The sequence below is a fragment of the Succinivibrio dextrinosolvens DSM 3072 genome (assembly GCF_900167015.1).
In the GTDB taxonomy this organism is placed as follows: domain Bacteria; phylum Pseudomonadota; class Gammaproteobacteria; order Enterobacterales; family Succinivibrionaceae; genus Succinivibrio; species Succinivibrio dextrinosolvens.
The window spans coordinates 16,793-36,048 of record NZ_FUXX01000017.1; the positions used below are offsets into that span (position 1 = coordinate 16,793).

Here is a 19,256-nt window from a genome sequence, read left to right on the forward strand (position 1 = left end):
CTTTGACACGTTTTACTATCTGATTTTTATGTTAATTTTAATTCAACAACAATAACAAAAAGGAGGTTCGTATGTCCTCAAAACAATTTGGTAAGAACTTCAATACTACCCTACAGAAAGTTGACGATAAGTACAGCTGGATCAATGACATGATCAAGGCCCGCAAGGAGCTGGTGATTCAGTACATGAATATGCTTAACGCCTCGATGCCTCGAAGTTCGAACAAGAATGAAGTCTGTTATCCTTCCTATGGAGATATAACAAAGTTCTGTGATCATCTGGTTGATTACATGTCTCACGGTCACTTCGACCTCTTCCCTAAAATTCTTGAACTAATCGAAAACGCATCCGGCCGTTCACTTTCCATAGCAAACAGAACTCTGCCACGCATTGAAGACACTACAGAATATCTAATGAAATTTACCGATAAATATGCGGAAGATCTAAATGAAGCCAAAATGGCAACTGTTCAGAAAGATCTCTCCTCTATCGGTAAAGCTCTTGAGGTAAGATTTAAAAATGAAGATCGACTGATCATTGCCCTAAGGCTGGTCCACTCGATTGTCTCTGGTTAAGAGGAAAAATCTCCCTACTAGGGAGATTTTTTTTAACTTAAATCAGGTTAAAAAGATCGGTAACTCTGCTGACAGGGATCACATCAACATTGCTGAGCTTACGTCTTGGAGCATTGTCATAAGGAACAACGATTCTGACAAAGCCCTGTTTTGCAGCCTCAGCAATTCTCTCCTGACCATAAGGAACAGGACGGATTTCTCCAGTCAGACCAATTTCACCAAAAGCAATCGTGCCCTTGTCTATAGGTCTGTCTTTGAATGATGAGATTAAGGCCATGGCAAGAGGAACATCTGCAGAAGTATCCTCAACCTTGACGCCTCCTACGATATTAACAAACACATCCTGATCTCCCAATGAGAACTCGGCATGTCTGTGTAATACAGAGAGCAGCATGGATAAACGGTTCTGATCAGTTCCCAAAGAAAGTCTTCTTGGATTTGAGTATAGAGATAAATCAACCAGCCCCTGCAGTTCAACCAGTAAAGGTCGTGTGCCTTCCCAGGTAACCATGGCAAGAGAGCCAGGAGCAACTGTTTCCTGTCTGCTTAAAAATATAGCCGAAGGATTCTTTACTTCCTTTAGACCTTCATCGGTCATGGCAAATACGCCGATTTCATTGACAGCACCAAAACGGTTTTTCTGACAGCGCAATGTTCTGTAACGCATATCTGTTCCTGCCTCAAGAATGATTGAGCAGTCAACGCAGTGCTCCAGAATCTTTGGACCTGCTAAGGTGCCATCCTTGGTTACATGTCCAACCATGAAGACAGCAATACCGGTACGCTTAGCAAACTGAGTTAATGCAGCTGCACCTTCACGCACCTGAGATACCGAGCCAGGAGCTGATTCTATGCCGTTTACATGCATCACCTGAATTGAGTCAACTATCAGAACCTGAGGCTGTTCAGAACTTGCCATCTCGCAGATAGCATCAATTGAAGTTTCTGCGGCTATACGAATTCTGTCTGTACCGATTTTAAGTCTGGCAGCTCGTATGGCAACCTGCTGTAAAGACTCCTCACCGGTTACATATAGAATCTTGTGAGACATACATAATCTGCCGACAGTCTGCAGCAGCAGAGTTGACTTACCTGCACCTGGATTACCACCAATCAGGGTCACAGAACCGCTTACAATACCGCCGCCTAGAACTCTGTCAAATTCACTGAATCCAGTAGAAATTCTTGGTCGTGAGGTTAAATCAACACTTGAAAGATTACAGATTCCACTGCCGCTTACACCGGCAAAACCGTTTAGGGCTCGGGCTGCAACCTTTGCACCCGGATTAGGAGCATTGTCAATCAGGGTTTCACTGATAGTAGCGGCTTCTCCGCATTCAGAACAGATACCCTGCCAGCGGGAATATCTGGCACCGCAGGCAGAACAGATAAATATACTTTTAGGTTTAGCCATATTAGGAATTCAGTATGAGCAGAAGTGCAACTGCTGTCAGATCAGAGTGATTTATGCAGGCTGGAGCCATCTTCTGAACAATTGGTTTTGCATGATAGGCAATTCCCAGTGCTGCGCCATCGATCATTTTAAGATCATTTGCGCCGTCACCTAACACAATTATCTGAGAAGCATCGATGTTTTCACGTTTTTTAAGCTCCATGACGCCTTCAAGCTTAACATCGGCATCAACAATTCTCTTGTCTACCCTGCCGGTAAGTTTACCTTCCTTAATCTCAAGGGAATTGGCGCATACCATATCAAGATTGTATTTCTTCTCTAGAACACAGATAAGCTGTTCAAAACCGCCAGAACAGATTGCTTTCACCCAATTGTGTTCTGATACGGTATTCATAAGAACATCAAGACCATCGGTTTCGACCATGATTTTCTTAACGTCTTCAATAACAGACTCAGAACCGCCCTCAAGTAATGCCACACGCTGCTTTAAGGACTCAGAGAAATCCATACCGCCATGCATTGCCTGCTCGGTGATTTTTGAAACCTTGCCGAAGACACCAAGCTGTCTTGCAATCTCATCAATTCCCTCAATCTGTACTGAGGTCATATCCATATCAAGACAGATTTCACCTCTGCGCTTTAAGGTTGGGAAAGAATCATTGCACCAGACATCAAAATCAAGAGACTCCTTTTCAATCAGCTTTTTGATTTTTGCTCTTACATCAGACTCAGAGGCTTCACAGGAAAACAGTCCGCCGACATGAGAATTTAATTTTTTGGATTTAATCTTTGTAAGCTTAAAGGAAGACAGCTTTTCAAAGTGTTCCCCAGCAGCATCTATATTAAAGTGATCAGCTTTTTTAACAATAAAAACATAACTCATTTTTTAAATTCTCAATAGATTTTTTATATTTAATTCAACAAGATGCTCTATCTTATCAGCAGTTATGCCTAAAATCGAACCTAATGATTTATAACAGTTTTTGAGCAAATCCGGAGCATAATCACCGGTATGAACGTAATCATAATCAGTCTCAAGCAGAATATGTTCTGCTCCAACCGACCTTAGGACCTCAGTCATCTTTAATGAAGGTTTAATTATATGATGTCCGACTGAAAGATACATACCTAAATCGAGATATTTTTTTGCCACCTCCAATGAGAAGGTGAAATTATGAACCACACCTCTTATTCTTCCATTATAGGATTTTAGTACACGGACGAGTTCCCCATGATAGCCTCGTATATGGAGGTTTACAGGAAGATCGTGTTTTACAGCCTCATCAAGATGTAAAGATAAAAGCTCAATCTGAGTATCCAGAGGCACATCAATCTTGTTATCAAGACCGCACTCGCCGATACCTAAAACAAGAGGAGATGAAAGGAGTTTTTCAAATAGAATCTCATCAAAACTGTGTTCCTTAAGATACCAGGGATGAATACCTACAAATACGGGAACATTTATTGAAGAGTTTGCAAGAGCCTTAAGAGTATTCTCACTTTCCTGCAGATGAATACCCACAAGGACAGGAGTAACTGATGAATTAAGAGCACACCTCACCGCAGCTTCCACATCAGGATACATGCCGGCATGAAGGTGTGCGTCGTAATACATTTAGTGTTCTCTGGTTGAACTGAACTTAACCTTTGGATAACGCTCCATGTTAAGGTTCAGGTTAACTCCCGAGGTTGCCAGGAAGGTCAGATTGTCACCGCCATCAAGTGCTATGGACTGAGGTACCTTATCAGAGATTTCCTTTAAGGCTTTAGGATCTTTAGAACTTAGCCATCTTGCTGTGGTTACAGCTACAGCCTCATACTTGGCATCAACGTTATATTCATGTTTCAGTCTTGAAACAACCACATCAAACTGCAGAACACCAACTGCGCCTACAATCAGATCATTATTAATTATAGGTCTGAATACCTGAACAGCGCCTTCCTCAGATAACTGCATCAGGCCCTTCTGAAGCTGTTTCTGCTTTAGAGGATCCTTCAGATGAATACGTCTAAACAGTTCTGGAGCAAAGTTAGGAATACCGTTGAAGTGCAGTGATTCACCTTCTGTAAAGGTATCGCCGATACGCATGGTTCCGTGGTTATGAAGACCGATGATGTCACCGGCTACAGCAACCTGAGCCTGCTCACGCTCACCTGCCATAAAGGTAACCGCATCAGATACGATCATCTCACGGCCAAGACGTACATTGTACAGCTTCATTCCCTTGTGATATGAGCCTGATACAATACGCATGAATGCAATACGATCATGGTGTTTTGGATCCATGTTAGCCTGAATCTTGAAGATAAAGCCTGTAAGCTTATCCTCAGATGCAACAACCTCGCGCTCATCAGCAACTCTTGAAAGAGGTGATGGAGCCCAGCTTGTCAGACCGTCCAGCATGCAGTCAACACCGAAGTTACCCAAAGCTGTACCGAAGAATACAGGAGTCAGCTTACCCTGCAGGAACAGCTCAAGATCAAACTCATTTGAAGCCCCCTTAACCAGCTCAATATCATCACGAAGCTTCTGAGCCTCATCCTCACCGATAATTGAGTCAAGCTCAGGATTATCCAGACCTTTAACAGTCTGAGCCTTCTGAATGTGGTAACCCTCACCTGAGTGGTATAGCATAACCTCATCGTTTAACAGATGATAGATGCCGCGGAAGGTCTTGCCTGAACCGATTGGCCAGGTAACAGGAGCACACAGGATATCAAGCTCGGTCTCAACCTCATCTAAAAGGTCCAGAGGATCACGAGTTTCTCTATCGAGCTTGTTCATGAAGGTTAGAATTGGAGTGGTACGTAATCTTGTAACTTCCATCAGCTTGCGGGTACGTTCCTCAACACCCTTTGCAGCATCAATAACCATCAGGCATGAGTCAACTGCAGTAAGTACACGGTAGGTATCCTCAGAGAAGTCCTCGTGACCTGGGGTATCTAGAAGATTTACAGTACAGCCGTTATATGGGAACTGCATAACAGATGTAGAAACAGAGATTCCACGCTCTTTTTCCATATCCATCCAGTCTGAACGGGCAAAGGTTCCGGTTGAACCACGGGCTTTAACCTCACCTGCTCTCTGAATAACAGAACCGAACAGCAGAACCTTTTCGGTAATGGTGGTCTTACCAGCATCTGGGTGAGAAATAATGGCGAAGGTTCTACGCTTGCCAATTTCATTTAAAAGATTTTTATCAGCCATTTTACTTTTCAGATAAATTCAATTTTACAAAGAAAACTTAAGGATCTTTTCTGACTCGACCACCATGACAAATGTGCTTTACAGTGGCCTACCCTTAACAGGTACAGATTAAACCGCCTGAAGGGCTAAATAATACTCATTTAATTGTGATATCGGATTCTTTTGGATAACAGTAGAAAAAAAGATCCTACACGCTGTTATGAAAACAGCGTGTATTTTCTCTTATTTATGGGATATAAACAACCTTTTTTGAAAATATTAAGCAAATACCGCGCAAAAGGCTGTTATTTACTGCAGAGGAAGGTTACTTTGAAATAGCCTCTTTCAGAACAGGCTCGTGCTTTACAGATTTATCTACAAGCTCAACCATTTTCTTATGGGACTGCTTCAGAAGATTTGGATCGATCTGACTGTACCACTCTCCATAAACAGGATTTGGCAGAACAAAGTACTTCACACCAAACTGGTTGGAGTTCTTATCTACAAGCTTATTTCTGTCATCACCGCTGACACCGTAGATATTGATTGGGAAATCGGTGGCATTGTCACCTAGGAAGGCAACAACATTATATTTCTCCATAACATTGTCAAATCTAACCTTCTTGTTGGAAGTGTTGTCCTTACATTTAACAGCGTTTTTGAATGGGAACTTAAGAGCCTTAAGATTCTTGTTTGTAAATTCTACATTTCTGCAGCTGCGGTTACTTACATAGAAGATATCCACTCCCAGCTTGTCAACCTTCTTTAAGAACTCTACCGCGCCAGGCATTGCATCCGCACGGGCCATGCTCTCCCATGACAGCCATGAGTCATTGAATGACTGACCATCCTTTATAACAGAGTTGATTGAAGCCTCTGCAGGAATGTTGTTTATAACAGTCTCATCAAGATCCAGAATAATTGCACGAGGCTTTGATGACTTCTGCTTTAAGGAAGCCTTGATGTGTTCATAGGCACCATTATATGCCTGATAGCACAGAGCTCTGTACTCTGCAGAATTCTCCATCCATGAAATGGCAAGAACATTACGCTTGTACAGCTCAGCACTGGCATTACTATTATTTACACCATTAGAGCATCCGCACATCATGGCTGCTGAGCAGGCGCAAACAATCAAAGCTTTACTAAAACTCTTCATAACAGACCTTTGCTCCTTAGATTTCTTCAACAACTAGTTCTAGTTTAGATTCAGTTAATTCCACTATAAGAAAAAAAGCCCTGATTTGTGACTATATTCAAATGGAAGATCCTCATGATCTGAGCTCATTAAAAAAACACCAGACCTTTTTTTAATCTATTTAAGCTCAATTGGTATATAATGCCCCGTTGGTCGTTCTTTTAAATAATAATCAGAAAAATTATGAAATCTCTACTACACATCATTAGTTCATCTTTTACCGCAGGACTGTGCATCGGTATTGCAGGTCTTGCCTATCTTAAGAACCCAGATATCATCGGCGCAGTTTTATTCGGATTCGGATTATTAACTGTTGTTCACTACAAGCTAAAGCTTTACACCGGTACTGCCGGATTTTTCACCAATAAAAAAGAATTCTTTGCACTTCTTCCTATTCTGTTAGGAAATATTTTAGGCTGTGCGGCTGCTGCAGCATCATTCAGATACTGTATGGAAGTAACCTCTTTAAGTGCAGGCATTGTTGAAAAGAGACTGTCTACTGATATTCTTGGCTGTATTATTCTTGGTATCGGCTGCGGATTTATCATGACCACTGCAGTTCAGTTTGCAAGAGAAAACAAATTCCTTCCTCTGCTGTTTGGTGTTCCTGTATTCATCATGTGTGGTTTCTACCACTCAATTGCAGATGCCTTCTATTATGCAACCTGGCTTTCAATGGAAAATATCGCCAGAGCTCCAGATGTTTTTGTAAAATGGGCTGTAACTGTATTCGGTAATTTTATCGGCTGCAATCTTTACAGAATTCTGCTTTCAAAGTGGCTGACCTCAGAAGATAAGGATAAAACTGCAAAGGACAAGCTTGCAATTGATGCCAACGACAGCACTTACAAGAAGGCAAGCTAATATAACTGGAATAAATAAAGCATGGATACTATCGTTCTTGACTGTAAGGGACTTAAATGTCCTGAACCGCTGACTCTGTTGAGAAATGCAATCAGAAAGGCAGAGGATGGTCAGATTGTAGAGCTTCTATCTGATGATCCTGTATCCCTGCGCGATGTGCCGGCATTCTGTAAATTCATGAAGCACGACCTTTTGAGAATGCCGGATGACCAGCATCCAAACAGCTTTCTTGTAAAAAAGAAAGCTTAAATTCCTATTTGAATCTGAAGCAGAGCATAGTGATATCATCAAACTGTTCTGCTTCTCCAGCAAACTCCAGAATTCTGTTATAGACTCCCTTAACAACTTTTTCAGGCTTAGCAGTCTTCATCTCGTCATTCATTACTTTAAGAAGTCTTGTTTCACCAAAAAGCATCTCGTTAACATTGATAGCCTCGGTTACACCATCTGTATACAGGAACAGACAGTCTCCCTCATCTAAACTTATTGTATTCTGCTCATATTCGATTAAATCTGAAACACCAAGCATAGGGAAAATTCTAGGAACTTTCAGATACTCATACGCAGATGTTTTTTTAGTCAGTAACAGAGGAGGATTATGGCCTCCGCTTACATAGGTCATTTCTCTGGTCTTAAGGTTAATAACTGCAGTGAACAGTGTTACAAACATGCCTTCTTTATTGTTGTCACAGAGCTGAAGATTAGTCTGTGTAACAACATTTGCAAGATCGTTGTTATCCTTAAGCATCATGTGGGAAAGATTTTTCAGAATAGTCATAGATGTAACCATGAATAGAGCTGCTGGAATTCCCTTTCCTGACACGTCTGCTATAGTGACGATAATTCTGTCATCATCAACCATGAACAGATCATAGAAATCTCCACTCACACTCTTTGCAGGAAGATTCATAGCAAAGAGGTCAAAATTATCGTGACTATTTGAAATATCAAATTTCTTAGGCAGCATATTCGACTGAATGGTCTTGGCCACACTCATGGTAGCTTCCATCTGAGCCTTTTCAGAGGTAACTTTGGAGATGGAATCAATCTTCTTTTTAATCTCCACTACCATGTTATTAATGTTTTCGGCAAGATCCTCAATCTCATCACCGCTGTTAACGCAGATCCGCTTTTCGAAATCACCAGTTGCAAGAGATTTGATTTCCTGGGAAATACGTTCAATAGGACTTGTGTATTTTTTTACTATCCTGTAGGCAATGGTTAAAGAAATAAGCAGTATCAGTGTAAGGAAAACACCTGACATAATTCTGTATCGGCCGATAATCTTGAAAATCTGCTCATTCTTTTCTGTAAGCAGCCCGAAAAGCTGTTCGCTTGATGATTTTAATGCTTCTTTAATATCATCCTCAAAGAAAACATCTGCAAGATAACCATCTAAAGAAGGAACAGGAGAGAATGCTACATAATAGCTTGTGCCATCCATTCTGATCCTGGAGATACCAGAGCGGTCATTATTCACATTGGAAACAAGTTCCTTAATATCTACACTGGCAATCTGCTTTAAGGAAAGATCGGCTGAAACTGAAAAAATCCCCTCTTCAAATGAGGACATCTTGATTTTTCCTGACTTATCCATGAAGAAAAACTTCCATTCATGATCTTTATCAGCTCTATAGGAAAACCTGACAAGATCAGTCAGACTTATATCAAATGCCACAACTCCAGCAAAACCTTTTCTGTCAAAAAAAGGAGTAGAGTAGCTGACGACAGGCTCGCCATTATTATAGAAAACATCGGTTATAAGACCATGTCTAACCTTTACATTACTGTTATCGTGAATTGTGTAGGCTGGAAGAGATCTGCTATCGAAATTTGTTTTTCCCTGCTCTAAGGACAGAAACGAGAATTGTTTTCCGCCGTAGCTTAAGACATTGGAATTTATGCTCAGACAATAGCCACTCTTTGAGATTACATAAAAGCAAAGCGGTAACTTTTCATACTGGGATGCAACAATTCTAAGAAGATCCTTCATGTTATTAACCGCAGTCACATCTTTCTTGACGGCTGGTGAATTTAAGTTAACACCATTGCTGTACTCGGTATAGAAAAACTTATTATCCAGGCTGACATTGTCTGTGGAGACATTCTGGGAGATATAACGCTCTGGGTTATTTACATAAAGTGACAATGTTCCTGCAAGCAGATCGCAGTCATCCATTGGTTTTTTAAAGTTCAGTTCCAAGGTAGAGGCATCTGCAACCACATGGTTTTCATACAGCTGCATCTTGGACTCACTTGTATGTTCTGCAATCTCCTCGCTGAGTTTATCCTTCAGCTGAGGAAGCCAGTCAGAAAGAGTTTCATTTATAGAGAAAATAGAAAACATAAATACACATAATATGCACAGAAAAGCCATACAGGCTCCGCCTAAAGACAGAACCATAATCTTTCTTCTGATACTGTTAGCTATTTTTTCTTTCAGATCTTCCATGTGTATCCAATGTCCATGTTATTTTTTTCGTTTTAAACACAACAGAGCAATATCATCATTAAACTCAGGATGACCGGCAAACTCTACTGCAGCCTTATGGCTTGCCTCTACAATCTCTTTTGATGACATGCCTGCCTTAGCTGCCTCAAAAACCGCGTCTGTCAGCATATCCTCATCAAATTTCTCACCACTGTTTGAGAGCTCTGTTGTTATACCGTCCGTGTACATAAATACTATGTCACCAGGATTTATTACTGTCTCACGTGTACGGAAAGTTGCATCCGAAGTTAAAGCCATAATCGGATCTATTGATTCATCCATCAGGAAATTACCGGTTTGACTCTGGTCTCTGAAAATGTAAGGAGCAAAATGACCGGCATTTACATACTTCATTCTGCCGGAGCTAAGCTCAATAACGCCGAAGAAAACTGCAACATACATTTTTTCGGTATTGTGTTTATGAAGACGATCATTAACCATTGTGAAAAGAGAGCCTAAATCCTGGTTAGGATTCATCTTACTGAAGCTCTTGATAACTGACTTTGAAATCATCATAAACAGAGCTGAAGGAACTCCTCTGCCAGAAACATCACCGACACTTATAGCCATATGATCATCATCCAGCATGAAGAAATCAAAATAATCACCGCCTGATGTCTTTGCAGGGTACTCAACAGCAAAGAGATCAAAATTGTGTTTATCAGCAATGGAGAAATCATCTGGCAGATAGTTGACCAGAATTTCGTTTACAACATTGATTTCAGCATCAAGCCTCATTTTCTCGGCTGATACTACGGACAGATCTCTGATGGTATCCTGAAGTCTCTGAGCAAGAGAATTAAAGTTATCGCCTATATTCTGAATTTCATCTTTCGATTTAAAATCTACTCTTTTATCCAGATCTCCTGATGCGAATTCATTCACACTGCGTGTCAGCTCCAAAATAGGCTTAACTACACTGTCAGACAGAGGAATAATACGTTTGAAGATTACAAACAGAAGAAGCAGAACAAATCCCAGAGTAGAAGCTGCGACGATTACAATAAAATTTTCAATCTTTTCGTAAAACTGATCCTGAACTTTAGTCAGATGCTGTCTGATAACTTTTGCAGGAGCATAAACCTTCTCCACAGGAATCAGAGATGCAAAACTCCAATTAACCTTTTTTACAGGAGTGTATGCAATGAAATATTCTTTTCCCTTAATAGTTACTGACTCAAATCCGCTTTTCTGAGCAGTCATATATTTTGCAACTTCAGCTAATGACTCCTCTTCAGAATTGCGAATATCCTTGCCTAAGGAGACACTCAGGGCATCAGAATCAAAATTAACAAACAGAATTTCACCTTTTTGGCTTAAGATAAAATAGAGTTCACTTTCTTCAACTGCAATAGATTTAACAAGCTCGTATATTTTATTTGGATTGCAGTCAACTCCCATGATGCCCCTAAATTCTCCGTTTACATAATAAGGAGATATGCAGGAAACAACCATATCACCAGACTGAGCCTGGTAAATGTCAGTAAATGAAGGTTCTTTAAATTTCTTGCCATTCTGATACCAGATACGGGTAACAGGATCGTAGGTTGTTCGTGATGGTTCAGTACTTACAGGAACAAGATCATCCTGATGCTCCATAACATAAAGACCAATCGAATAACCGCGTTCAGAGCCGAAGAATATACAGTTGTAGTAATCTGAGTAGAATGGAGAGAAATCCGCGATATTGGAGGCGATCCTGACTTCCTTCTCTATCTGTGGAGTCAGCCCCTCTTTTAAGAGTCTCTGGCTGTAATGGACGTAGGGAACCTTTGAAATCACATCCTTATATAGAGCATTTGGAAGAATTCTTTCCTTATATTTTTCAGGCTGCTCAAGGAAATTTTCAAAAGTATCGCGCAACAGAGCAACATCTTCAGTGATTTGTTCAAGTTCGGTACCCAAAAGTTCAGAAACAGACTCATTAAGATTGGTAAGACGTCTTTTCTCTTCTTTTAATGCCTGTTCTTCAGCACGGCTTGTAATTCTGAACAGATTGTTTTTTTCAATGTCGTCTATGGTAGTCAATAGAAAATAGTTTCTGATTGGCGAGAAAACAGCAAAGCCCAAAATAAAAAGCAGACTTCCACTAAGAGCCGCAAAGGTTAATTTTTTTCTCAATGACTTTGTCTTAAACACAAAACTCACCTGCCTATTATGCCAATCTTATTTGAATTTTATGACAATTATTAAGAAGATGAGTTTGTTATCTACGCAATATTTGAGTCATGTAAAAAAAAATGTCCCTTTTTCATATTTTTGGTAACTAATTGATCTCTCTTAATTTAAGAAATCAGTAGTCTACAAAAAATGACAAAACAGATTAGATTACGCTTCTGTATCCTGCGTAGGTGCATAGAAGCCCAAGTACAACAGTGGTTATTAAGTAGACTATACCCTGAAAGGTTCTGCCTTCGTGAATCATGGTGAAGGCTTCAAGATTGAAGGTACTGTAGGTGGTGAGTCCGCCTAGAAAGCCTGTTACTACCAGAGGCTTTGGAATGTAGGTGAAGATTGCAAATTTCTGCGTAAAAAGAACTGCAAGCAGACCGATTAAAAAACAGCCCAGAAGATTGCAGCATAAAGTTCCGTAAACAGAGTGAACAAAGATTTTTCGTGAGAATGCGGTAATAAGGAAGCGTAAAGCGGATCCGATGCCTCCGCCGATAAACACGCACAATAGCTGCATCATCATGAAACCACCAGACATCTACTTCAGAATAAAGAATACAATCGGGAAGATTACCACAAGAAACAGCGCTGTGGTAGAAACAAATGATGCTACCGGAAGATTTACGTTTAGCTTGTAGAGTTTAGCGGTAAGTACTGCGTTAATTGCAGTTGGAGCAATCGCACAGATTAAAAGAGAGTTTAAAAGTACCCTGTCAGAAAAGAAGATATGAGCTGTTATATAGATTGAGGCTGGTACAATCAGGAATCTGACAATCACAATATCAAAGACCTTAAAGTAATAATGACGGATCTTTGAAAAGTTGATTAGATATCCAACCGGAACCAGTGCTACCCAGGCTCCAAAATGAACCAGAAAATGGAAGAAGGTGGTAAGAGCTTCAGGTCGTTCAACTCCCCTAGCATTGAGGAACAGACCGATACAGATTCCGACTACGCTGATCTGATTCCAGCTTATAAACTTCTTTAGAATACTTGTCTTTTTAAGCTCGGTTGAAAATGCAGATATATGTCTGTTGTAATAGTACTGAGCCAGAGGGAAGCATAGCACCACCAGAAGAAAATTCTGGCATGAGGCGATAATCTGGCTATAGGCAAAACCTACGTCACTGTAAAGAATAAAGGCACATACTCCGCCCAGGGTTCCGACATTGGAAAGCATAACACTCATTATGTATGAGCCCTGTGAGAGCATATTCTTATAACGTTTTGCAAAGGTCAGATAGCCGACAACTCCAGGCACAATAACAAAAAGAGAGCCGAATGGCAGCAGAATCAGAACATCCCAGTTCAAAGGCAGAGCCCAGAAGCTGAATAAGGCTGTCAGAGTACAGATTCCAAGAATATTGAATTTGATTATAAAGTAGTTGATTCTGTCTGTAATTAGATGATTCTTATGCAGAAAATATCCTACTATGAGAGGAAGGATCAGATCTGTCAGCACAAACAATAGTCTGTAGTTATCTTCAAGCACGATACATACCTAAATCGTTAAAATCGCAAATATATCACAAGCGTGTAACTATACACCTATTATCACGTATTTATGATGCTGATAAAAAAAATAATTGTCAGATGAGAAAAAAATACAGATTTAAGAAAATAGCTTAATAACAAAATACGCATGTTCTTTTCAGAAAAAAACAAGCTTATAAGCCATTTTCAGACTTAACTATGAGTATTATCTATAGCAGCTGGCAGGAACAGATCTCTTAAAGCAAAGATAAATGAGGTAAATTTGACCAACTATTGGCATCATCACTAAAAGTGAATAGGAAGGATTCTTTCCGATATCTCTTATTCTTCTGCGTACACAGAAAAAACAGTAAAGCAGAGTCAGAACAGCTGGTAGCATAGATGAGAGTTTTAGAAAACACAGAGATACCCCATCTGTGTACTTTTCAGGATAAAGTACAGCAGACTGCTCCACCACCATACAGGAAAGAATTGACACAACCAGAAGAACTGTAAACAGAGCAAAAGGAGCCCTCTTCATAACCTTTTTCTGTTTTTTTTCCAAATAATCGTGCTTTTCAACAATATCTATTAAAGGGCGGCCACACATAGAACAGAATTCAGCTTTTGCGCTGACAGGATTGCCGCAGTATTTGCAGATCATTTATTTGCCTTGACTCATTTTTTTCCGCGAGAATATATCACAGAAGAAATAGATTTCACATAGAAAAACATGTGAAGCTGTACTTCCCCAAAACACTCAGAATGCTTACCGGTTCAGTGATTTCATAGTATGTAACAATTTTTTTTCAAGGTAAAACTTAAATTTTGTAAATTAAAATGTACACACGGTCAAGATTTAAAAGTTCGTACCTTGATAACTTGAAAAGCTAATTTAAGATTAAAAATGCAACAAAAGTTACACCTATCCACTTTTGTCATTTCATAAAAAAAATCATATAAATCAAACAAACATAAGGAGTTCTTATGAACTTTAAACCTCTAAAACTCTCTGCCTGTGCAGTGATAGTCGCAATGACTCTTGCCGGGTGCACCTGCAAACAGACAGCTGATGATAATGGTCGAATCAGAGTAATTCACAGTCAGTCTCAGATGGATGCTCTACTTGGTTTTGACGGAGAATGGAACAGCGCAACCGCAACTGGATTCCTATCAGGAGATGTCAGGGAATGGAGAGCTGCTGATACAGGACTTCCTTTTGATGGTGTAATTATCGCATCTGGTGCTAATGTAAAAGTATGTCTGCCAGGTGAAATTCAGAAAGAAAAGAATACCTTCTACATTCCTGCAGGAAAATTTGTTCTGGTACAGAAAGGAGGAAAGCTCCAGGTTCACAGCGGACTTAACAAAAAAGACTTTGACCATACCACGCTGATTGTCGGAGGAACAGGCACAGCTAATACATCAGTTTCAAAAGCTCCTACGGACAAGGATGCACAGAACGCTGGAAGTATATTCAATCCTAACTATACCCACGCTCTTGAAATTCAGGAAGGCGGAACCTTTATCCTGGGCTCTGATATGGCAGATGCAAAGAATACAAAGGGACCTGATGCAAAGAAATTAGGCGAGGCAGACAATGCAGTTTTATGGCTGGCTGATGGTCGATCCATTGCCGAAAATGGAAAGAAGAGTCCATATGCAGGAGATATTAAGGTTGATGGTCTTCTGAAAGTCTCAAGTGCTGCAGGAGCAGGTGTTGCCAAGATCAGAACTGTTAGAAATCTTCAGGGAAAAGGAACTACGCTGACTGGTAAAGGAAAGCTTTTAATTGAAGGATTGAACCAAACTCATGGCAATGCGATTTTTGCAATTAACGAGTTTGACCGCGGTGCTTTATCTGACGGATTTGATCGAAAAGATGTTCCTGAAATTTCTTTAGGTGCAATAGAGATCATCGGTCATGGTGTAGAGGGAATCTACAATCCTGACGGCTCTGTTGACGGCAGTCCTGGTTACAGAAACAATGCAAACGCAGGCTTCTACTATGTGGGAGCAAACGGAACCATTGATGTTGGAAGTATGATCGTAAAGAGTACCAATCCGGGTGTAACCGCAGACTCAACGGTTGCTCTTGCAAACTTCAACACTGCTGCAGGAATTCTAGGTGGCAAGGTCACAAAGAAAGGACCAAAGGTAAAGCTTGGAGAAGTCATCATTGAAAACCAGGCTAAAGATGATCATGACGGTCCTCTATCTGCTATCTACACAGTACAGGGTGTTATCGACTCTACTGTAACAGGAAAGATCAGTGTAACTGCACCTGGCGGTGGCGCTGCAGCTATCGTTTCAACAGGACATGCACGCTGGACAGGACCTGAGAAAACAAAATCCGTAATGGGTGATGTTACCGTAACCTCTAAGGGCAGAAACGCATTCTTCCAGACCAATACCTTTGGAGGATACGATACAACAGTTAACGGCAATCTCTATGTTCAGGGATATGACGACGGTACAATTGCCAAGTTCGTGGGTTCTGTTCCTCCAGGACCAGACATGGGCAAGGCAGTTAAGCTGGGACAGGCTCCAAATGCCGAGGATGTAAGACACGAACAGCTGCTTGTTCAGGGAGGAAAGCTGACTGTTACAGGAGAAGTCAGTGTTGAGAATACAGCAAAGGAGAAGCCTACTATAATCAGAGTCAATCGCAAGGCTCGCGCTCAGTTAGGCTCCCTTAAGGTTAACAACGAACAGATTCAGCCTGTGAAGAATCTGAAAAAACTGATAACCACTGATTCAAAACTAATAAACAAAGGAGTTTTAACGATCGAACAAACAAAATAAATGAATTCTTAACCATGTAGATATCGGCTCAGACGGGGATTAAAAATCCCCGTTTCTTTTTCCTCTTTCGCCATTTCCTCTATAGAAAATACAGCGGCTTTTCATTGAAAATAAAGATTATTTTAAAAAATGTGACACTAACATATTGTTTTTACTATGTTTCACCTTGAAAACATAGAATCAATATCTAATCTTAAAATTATAAGCAGATTATTTCTTGAGTTAACAGGATATTTTGGACCAAAAGGAGACAGCGATGAGTATAAAGAACGCCCCACAGATCATTCTTATTTCCGCAATACTTACCGGCTGTGTAAATACAATTGATACCACAGATCTTGAGGTTGTTCCGTCCAATGAAACCCTTATGTCAATAGAAACAGACAACATTCAGCAGATTCAGGATAAAAAGACTGAATACAGATTTCTAAAATTACAGCCTGCTAATAAAACAGAGAAATGTGAAATTGCATATATGACCAATGAAGGTGATCTTTCTGTACAGAACGGTCAGTTCTTCTGGGATGGAAACTGTATCAAAGGTAAAGCTGACGGTATTGGCCGACTGTTCGTTAAATATGAGACAACTGATAGCGAACAGATTGTCGAGTACAGTGACAATCAGACTCTGATAAACATATATCTTATCAATGACAAAAAGAACGGAACGCTTTATAAGGGACAGGCTGAAATCGACCTAGATGAGAAAACTCAGTTTGGTTACTTCAGATCGGTAACACCTAAAAAAACTAAGTACGGGGAGCTTATAACAGACATACTTGAGACCAGGGATGTAACCTATATATACAGATACAATCAGGACAATTCATTTGAAGAATATACAAAATCATACTGTGCCTTAGAAAACGACAATGAAACCTGCTTCAACATTACTACGCAGGTCAAGCCTGATCTTGAAAGAATCAGCTTTAGCAATACTGTAAACAATGGAAAAGCAAAAGAGATTGGATATGTACATGAGTCTAATCCTGCAAATCCAGATGAAAAGGCTGTAAAACTGATTACAGAAAAAGGAACAGTAACAACTAAGAATGCAGAATTTCCTCTGGAGTATTTAACCTATATCAGAGAAATCAATAACGAAATTAAAAACAGAGTGTCCTATGTACCAGAGTCAGTAGCACTCTCTGAAAATAAAATCGAAGAATACAAAAATAAAGCATGCGCAGTTACCAGTGTGGATTTTATGCCTCTGAATGATTACCTGAAAATCTGCAATTAAAAGATAACTGCGCCTTCGGGGGAAAGAATGGATAGACAGAGCTACCTTAGAATCAAAGAGGTCATGGATGGAAATGAGCCAGCGGATCTACTACTTAGAAACTGCAATATAGTTAACGTCTTTACAGGTGAAATCATCCATTCCAATCTTGCTGTAAGTGCAGGTCATTTTGTCTTCTGGTCCCAGACCGGACGTGGTAAAAAGGAGATTGATGTTAAGGACAGGTATGTTGTGCCAGGACTGATTGATGCGCATATGCATTTCGAATCAACCATGGTACAGCCTCGTGATCTGCTTGCAGTAGCAGTTATGCACGGTACTACAACCTTAATTGCAGATCCTCATGAAGCAGCTAACGTCAGCGGTATTCAAGGAATTAAGTATATTCTTGACCAGACAGAGGATGCACCTGCCAACGTCTATGTAACTATGCCATCCTGTGTTCCGGCAACTAATCTTGATGATAACGGCTGCGATCTTACTGCTGAAGATATGAAGCCTTATGTACATCATCCAAGAGTACTGGGACTTGCAGAGGTTATGGATGCAGAGGCAGTGCTCAACGCTGATAATAAGATGTTTAAAAAACTGGAACTCTTCGACCAGAACCATATTATTGACGGACATATTCCTTCCCTATCAGGCATAAATCTGATGAAATACAGTGCGGCTGGTATTGATACCGATCATGAATCAATAGACTTTGAAAGCGCACTTGAAAAAGCTCGACTTGGAATTCAGGTTCTAATCAGAGAAGGAAGTGCGGCCCATAACGTTGAGAATCTGATTAAGGGGATCCTGAAGTCTGAAATTGATAATTGCAATTTCAGCTTCTGCACAGATGATCGTCATGTTGAAGATATTGTAAAAATCGGTCATATCGATAACAACGTCAGAATCGCAATTTCACTTGGAATGAAGCCGATTGACGCCATCAAGATCGCCACAATCAATACTGCACGCCGCTATGGACTAAAGCATTTAGGTGCGATTGCTCCTGGTTATCAGGCAGATTTTATCATTGTGGATAATCTCAAGAAGTTCAATGTTGAGAGAGTTTTCGTAAAAGGCAAGGAAATTAAAGGTAAGGAATCCTTTAAAAAAGGACCTGCCTGTCCAAAGGAACTGAAACATACAGTTAATATCTCAAAAATAACTCCAGAACAGTTCAGGCTGCCTATTGATGACGAGCCTGTTCATGTAATCAGCATTGTTCCAAGACAGATTACAACTGAAGATGTTCTGATAAGATTCAATCCTACAGAAAATTTCAAATCATATGGCGACTTCAAGAAAATTGCCTCAATTGAATGCCATAAAAATAAAGGACTGATTGGAGTTGCTATCACCAACGGCTATGGAATTCAGAACGGAGCAATAGCAATTTCTGTCGCTCATGACTCCCATAACATCATAGTTGTAGGTGATAACGATAAAGACATGGCTGTTGCTGCAAACGAAATCAGAAGACTTCAGGGTGGAATTGTTATTGTCGAAAATGGAAAGGTATTTGATTCCCTGCCCCTTCCTATCATGGGACTGATTTCCAATGAAAGCCTGGATAATGTTAGCGCAAAGATTGAACGTCTTAAGAATAAAGCCTACGAAATGGGAGTTTACAAAGATATTGATCCTTTTATTACCCTCTCATTCCTCTCTCTGCCGGTTATTCCAAAACTCAGAATCATCCCAAGAGGTCTTGTAAGTATTGGAGATTTAGGACCAGAACTAATCAAATAGAATTATCATTTCCTGCACAGAGCCATCAACATATGATGGCTTTTCTTTTTTAATTGACTGAAATATTAGAGAAAATTCTCTCTTCCAGATGTTA

At 40.2% G+C, this 19,256-nt stretch carries 16 protein-coding genes; 6 read left to right on the forward strand and 10 right to left on the reverse strand.

Annotated elements, in window-relative coordinates; all coding sequences use genetic code 11:
- Positions 1–71 precede the first annotated feature (71 nt).
- On the forward strand, positions 72–575 hold the full coding sequence (locus B5D46_RS06015) for an Rsd/AlgQ family anti-sigma factor (protein ID WP_078928688.1): 504 nt from the start codon (positions 72–74) through the stop codon (positions 573–575).
- A gap of 37 nt (positions 576–612) precedes the next feature.
- Here the strand turns inward: B5D46_RS06015 and radA are convergent, their stop codons facing one another.
- The 5 genes from radA to B5D46_RS06040 form a co-directional block, all read right to left on the reverse strand.
- A complete protein-coding gene (gene radA, locus B5D46_RS06020) occupies positions 613–1,989 on the reverse strand; it encodes a DNA repair protein RadA (protein WP_078928689.1) in 1,377 nt (458 codons plus the stop codon).
- Position 1,990: 1 nt separating this feature from the next.
- Positions 1,991–2,872: a phosphoserine phosphatase SerB gene (serB, locus tag B5D46_RS06025; RefSeq protein ID WP_078928690.1), complete on the reverse strand. Its 882-nt coding sequence runs from the start codon at positions 2,870–2,872 to the stop codon at positions 1,991–1,993.
- A 3-nt stretch (positions 2,873–2,875) separates the two neighbouring features.
- Positions 2,876–3,604, reverse strand: a complete 729-nt coding sequence (locus B5D46_RS06030) for a TatD family hydrolase (RefSeq protein WP_078928691.1) — start codon at positions 3,602–3,604, stop codon at positions 2,876–2,878.
- Positions 3,605–5,197, reverse strand: a complete 1,593-nt coding sequence (gene prfC / locus B5D46_RS06035) for a peptide chain release factor 3 (RefSeq protein ID WP_078928692.1) — start codon at positions 5,195–5,197, stop codon at positions 3,605–3,607.
- A 304-nt stretch (positions 5,198–5,501) separates the two neighbouring features.
- Positions 5,502–6,335 (reverse strand): 5'-nucleotidase, lipoprotein e(P4) family, encoded by an 834-nt coding sequence (locus tag B5D46_RS06040; protein WP_078928693.1) that lies wholly within the window; start codon positions 6,333–6,335, stop codon positions 5,502–5,504.
- Between the two features lie 222 nt (positions 6,336–6,557).
- Between B5D46_RS06040 and B5D46_RS06045 the strand changes: the two genes are divergently transcribed.
- Positions 6,558–7,238 (forward strand): formate/nitrite transporter family protein, encoded by a 681-nt coding sequence (locus B5D46_RS06045; protein ID WP_078928694.1) that lies wholly within the window; start codon positions 6,558–6,560, stop codon positions 7,236–7,238.
- A gap of 21 nt (positions 7,239–7,259) precedes the next feature.
- Complete coding sequence (gene tusA, locus B5D46_RS06050; RefSeq protein ID WP_078928695.1) at positions 7,260–7,487, forward strand: sulfurtransferase TusA; 228 nt, start codon at positions 7,260–7,262, stop codon at positions 7,485–7,487.
- A gap of 4 nt (positions 7,488–7,491) precedes the next feature.
- Here the strand turns inward: tusA and B5D46_RS06055 are convergent, their stop codons facing one another.
- The 5 genes from B5D46_RS06055 to B5D46_RS06075 all read right to left on the reverse strand — a co-directional run bounded on the left by B5D46_RS06055 (position 7,492) and on the right by B5D46_RS06075 (position 14,038).
- Complete coding sequence (locus B5D46_RS06055) at positions 7,492–9,690, reverse strand: SpoIIE family protein phosphatase (RefSeq protein WP_078928696.1); 2,199 nt, start codon at positions 9,688–9,690, stop codon at positions 7,492–7,494.
- 18 nt (positions 9,691–9,708) lie between these two features.
- Complete coding sequence (locus B5D46_RS06060; protein WP_159443035.1) at positions 9,709–11,868, reverse strand: SpoIIE family protein phosphatase; 2,160 nt, start codon at positions 11,866–11,868, stop codon at positions 9,709–9,711.
- Positions 11,869–12,052: 184 nt separating this feature from the next.
- Positions 12,053–12,424 (reverse strand): fluoride efflux transporter CrcB, encoded by a 372-nt coding sequence (gene crcB / locus B5D46_RS06065; protein ID WP_159443036.1) that lies wholly within the window; start codon positions 12,422–12,424, stop codon positions 12,053–12,055.
- A 15-nt stretch (positions 12,425–12,439) separates the two neighbouring features.
- A complete protein-coding gene (locus B5D46_RS06070) occupies positions 12,440–13,393 on the reverse strand; it encodes an AEC family transporter (protein ID WP_078928699.1) in 954 nt (317 codons plus the stop codon).
- A gap of 207 nt (positions 13,394–13,600) precedes the next feature.
- Positions 13,601–14,038: a DUF805 domain-containing protein gene (locus B5D46_RS06075; RefSeq protein WP_078928700.1), complete on the reverse strand. Its 438-nt coding sequence runs from the start codon at positions 14,036–14,038 to the stop codon at positions 13,601–13,603.
- Between the two features lie 323 nt (positions 14,039–14,361).
- On the opposite strand from B5D46_RS06075, the gene B5D46_RS06080 reads away from it, so the two are divergent.
- The 3 genes from B5D46_RS06080 to ade all read left to right on the forward strand — a co-directional run bounded on the left by B5D46_RS06080 (position 14,362) and on the right by ade (position 19,162).
- Positions 14,362–16,179, forward strand: a complete 1,818-nt coding sequence (locus B5D46_RS06080) for a hypothetical protein (protein WP_078928701.1) — start codon at positions 14,362–14,364, stop codon at positions 16,177–16,179.
- 256 nt (positions 16,180–16,435) lie between these two features.
- Complete coding sequence (locus B5D46_RS06085) at positions 16,436–17,422, forward strand: hypothetical protein (RefSeq protein ID WP_078928702.1); 987 nt, start codon at positions 16,436–16,438, stop codon at positions 17,420–17,422.
- Positions 17,423–17,449: 27 nt separating this feature from the next.
- On the forward strand, positions 17,450–19,162 hold the full coding sequence (ade, locus tag B5D46_RS06090) for an adenine deaminase (RefSeq protein ID WP_078928703.1): 1,713 nt from the start codon (positions 17,450–17,452) through the stop codon (positions 19,160–19,162).
- Positions 19,163–19,256: the final 94 nt, after the last annotated feature.

Bases quoted from the DNA above. Each gene is read 5' to 3' on its own strand.
- B5D46_RS06015 (WP_078928688.1), top strand. From the start codon at position 72: ATGTCCTCAAAACAATTTGGTAAGAACTTCAATACTACCCTACAGAAA.
- radA (WP_078928689.1), bottom strand. From the start codon at position 1,989: ATGGCTAAACCTAAAAGTATATTTATCTGTTCTGCCTGCGGTGCCAGA.
- serB (WP_078928690.1), bottom strand. From the start codon at position 2,872: ATGAGTTATGTTTTTATTGTTAAAAAAGCTGATCACTTTAATATAGAT.
- B5D46_RS06030 (WP_078928691.1), bottom strand. From the start codon at position 3,604: ATGTATTACGACGCACACCTTCATGCCGGCATGTATCCTGATGTGGAA.
- prfC (WP_078928692.1), bottom strand. From the start codon at position 5,197: ATGGCTGATAAAAATCTTTTAAATGAAATTGGCAAGCGTAGAACCTTC.
- B5D46_RS06040 (WP_078928693.1), bottom strand. From the start codon at position 6,335: ATGAAGAGTTTTAGTAAAGCTTTGATTGTTTGCGCCTGCTCAGCAGCC.
- B5D46_RS06045 (WP_078928694.1), top strand. From the start codon at position 6,558: ATGAAATCTCTACTACACATCATTAGTTCATCTTTTACCGCAGGACTG.
- tusA (WP_078928695.1), top strand. From the start codon at position 7,260: ATGGATACTATCGTTCTTGACTGTAAGGGACTTAAATGTCCTGAACCG.
- B5D46_RS06055 (WP_078928696.1), bottom strand. From the start codon at position 9,690: ATGGAAGATCTGAAAGAAAAAATAGCTAACAGTATCAGAAGAAAGATT.
- crcB (WP_159443036.1), bottom strand. From the start codon at position 12,424: ATGATGATGCAGCTATTGTGCGTGTTTATCGGCGGAGGCATCGGATCC.
- B5D46_RS06075 (WP_078928700.1), bottom strand. From the start codon at position 14,038: ATGATCTGCAAATACTGCGGCAATCCTGTCAGCGCAAAAGCTGAATTC.
- B5D46_RS06080 (WP_078928701.1), top strand. From the start codon at position 14,362: ATGAACTTTAAACCTCTAAAACTCTCTGCCTGTGCAGTGATAGTCGCA.
- B5D46_RS06085 (WP_078928702.1), top strand. From the start codon at position 16,436: ATGAGTATAAAGAACGCCCCACAGATCATTCTTATTTCCGCAATACTT.
- ade (WP_078928703.1), top strand. From the start codon at position 17,450: ATGGATAGACAGAGCTACCTTAGAATCAAAGAGGTCATGGATGGAAAT.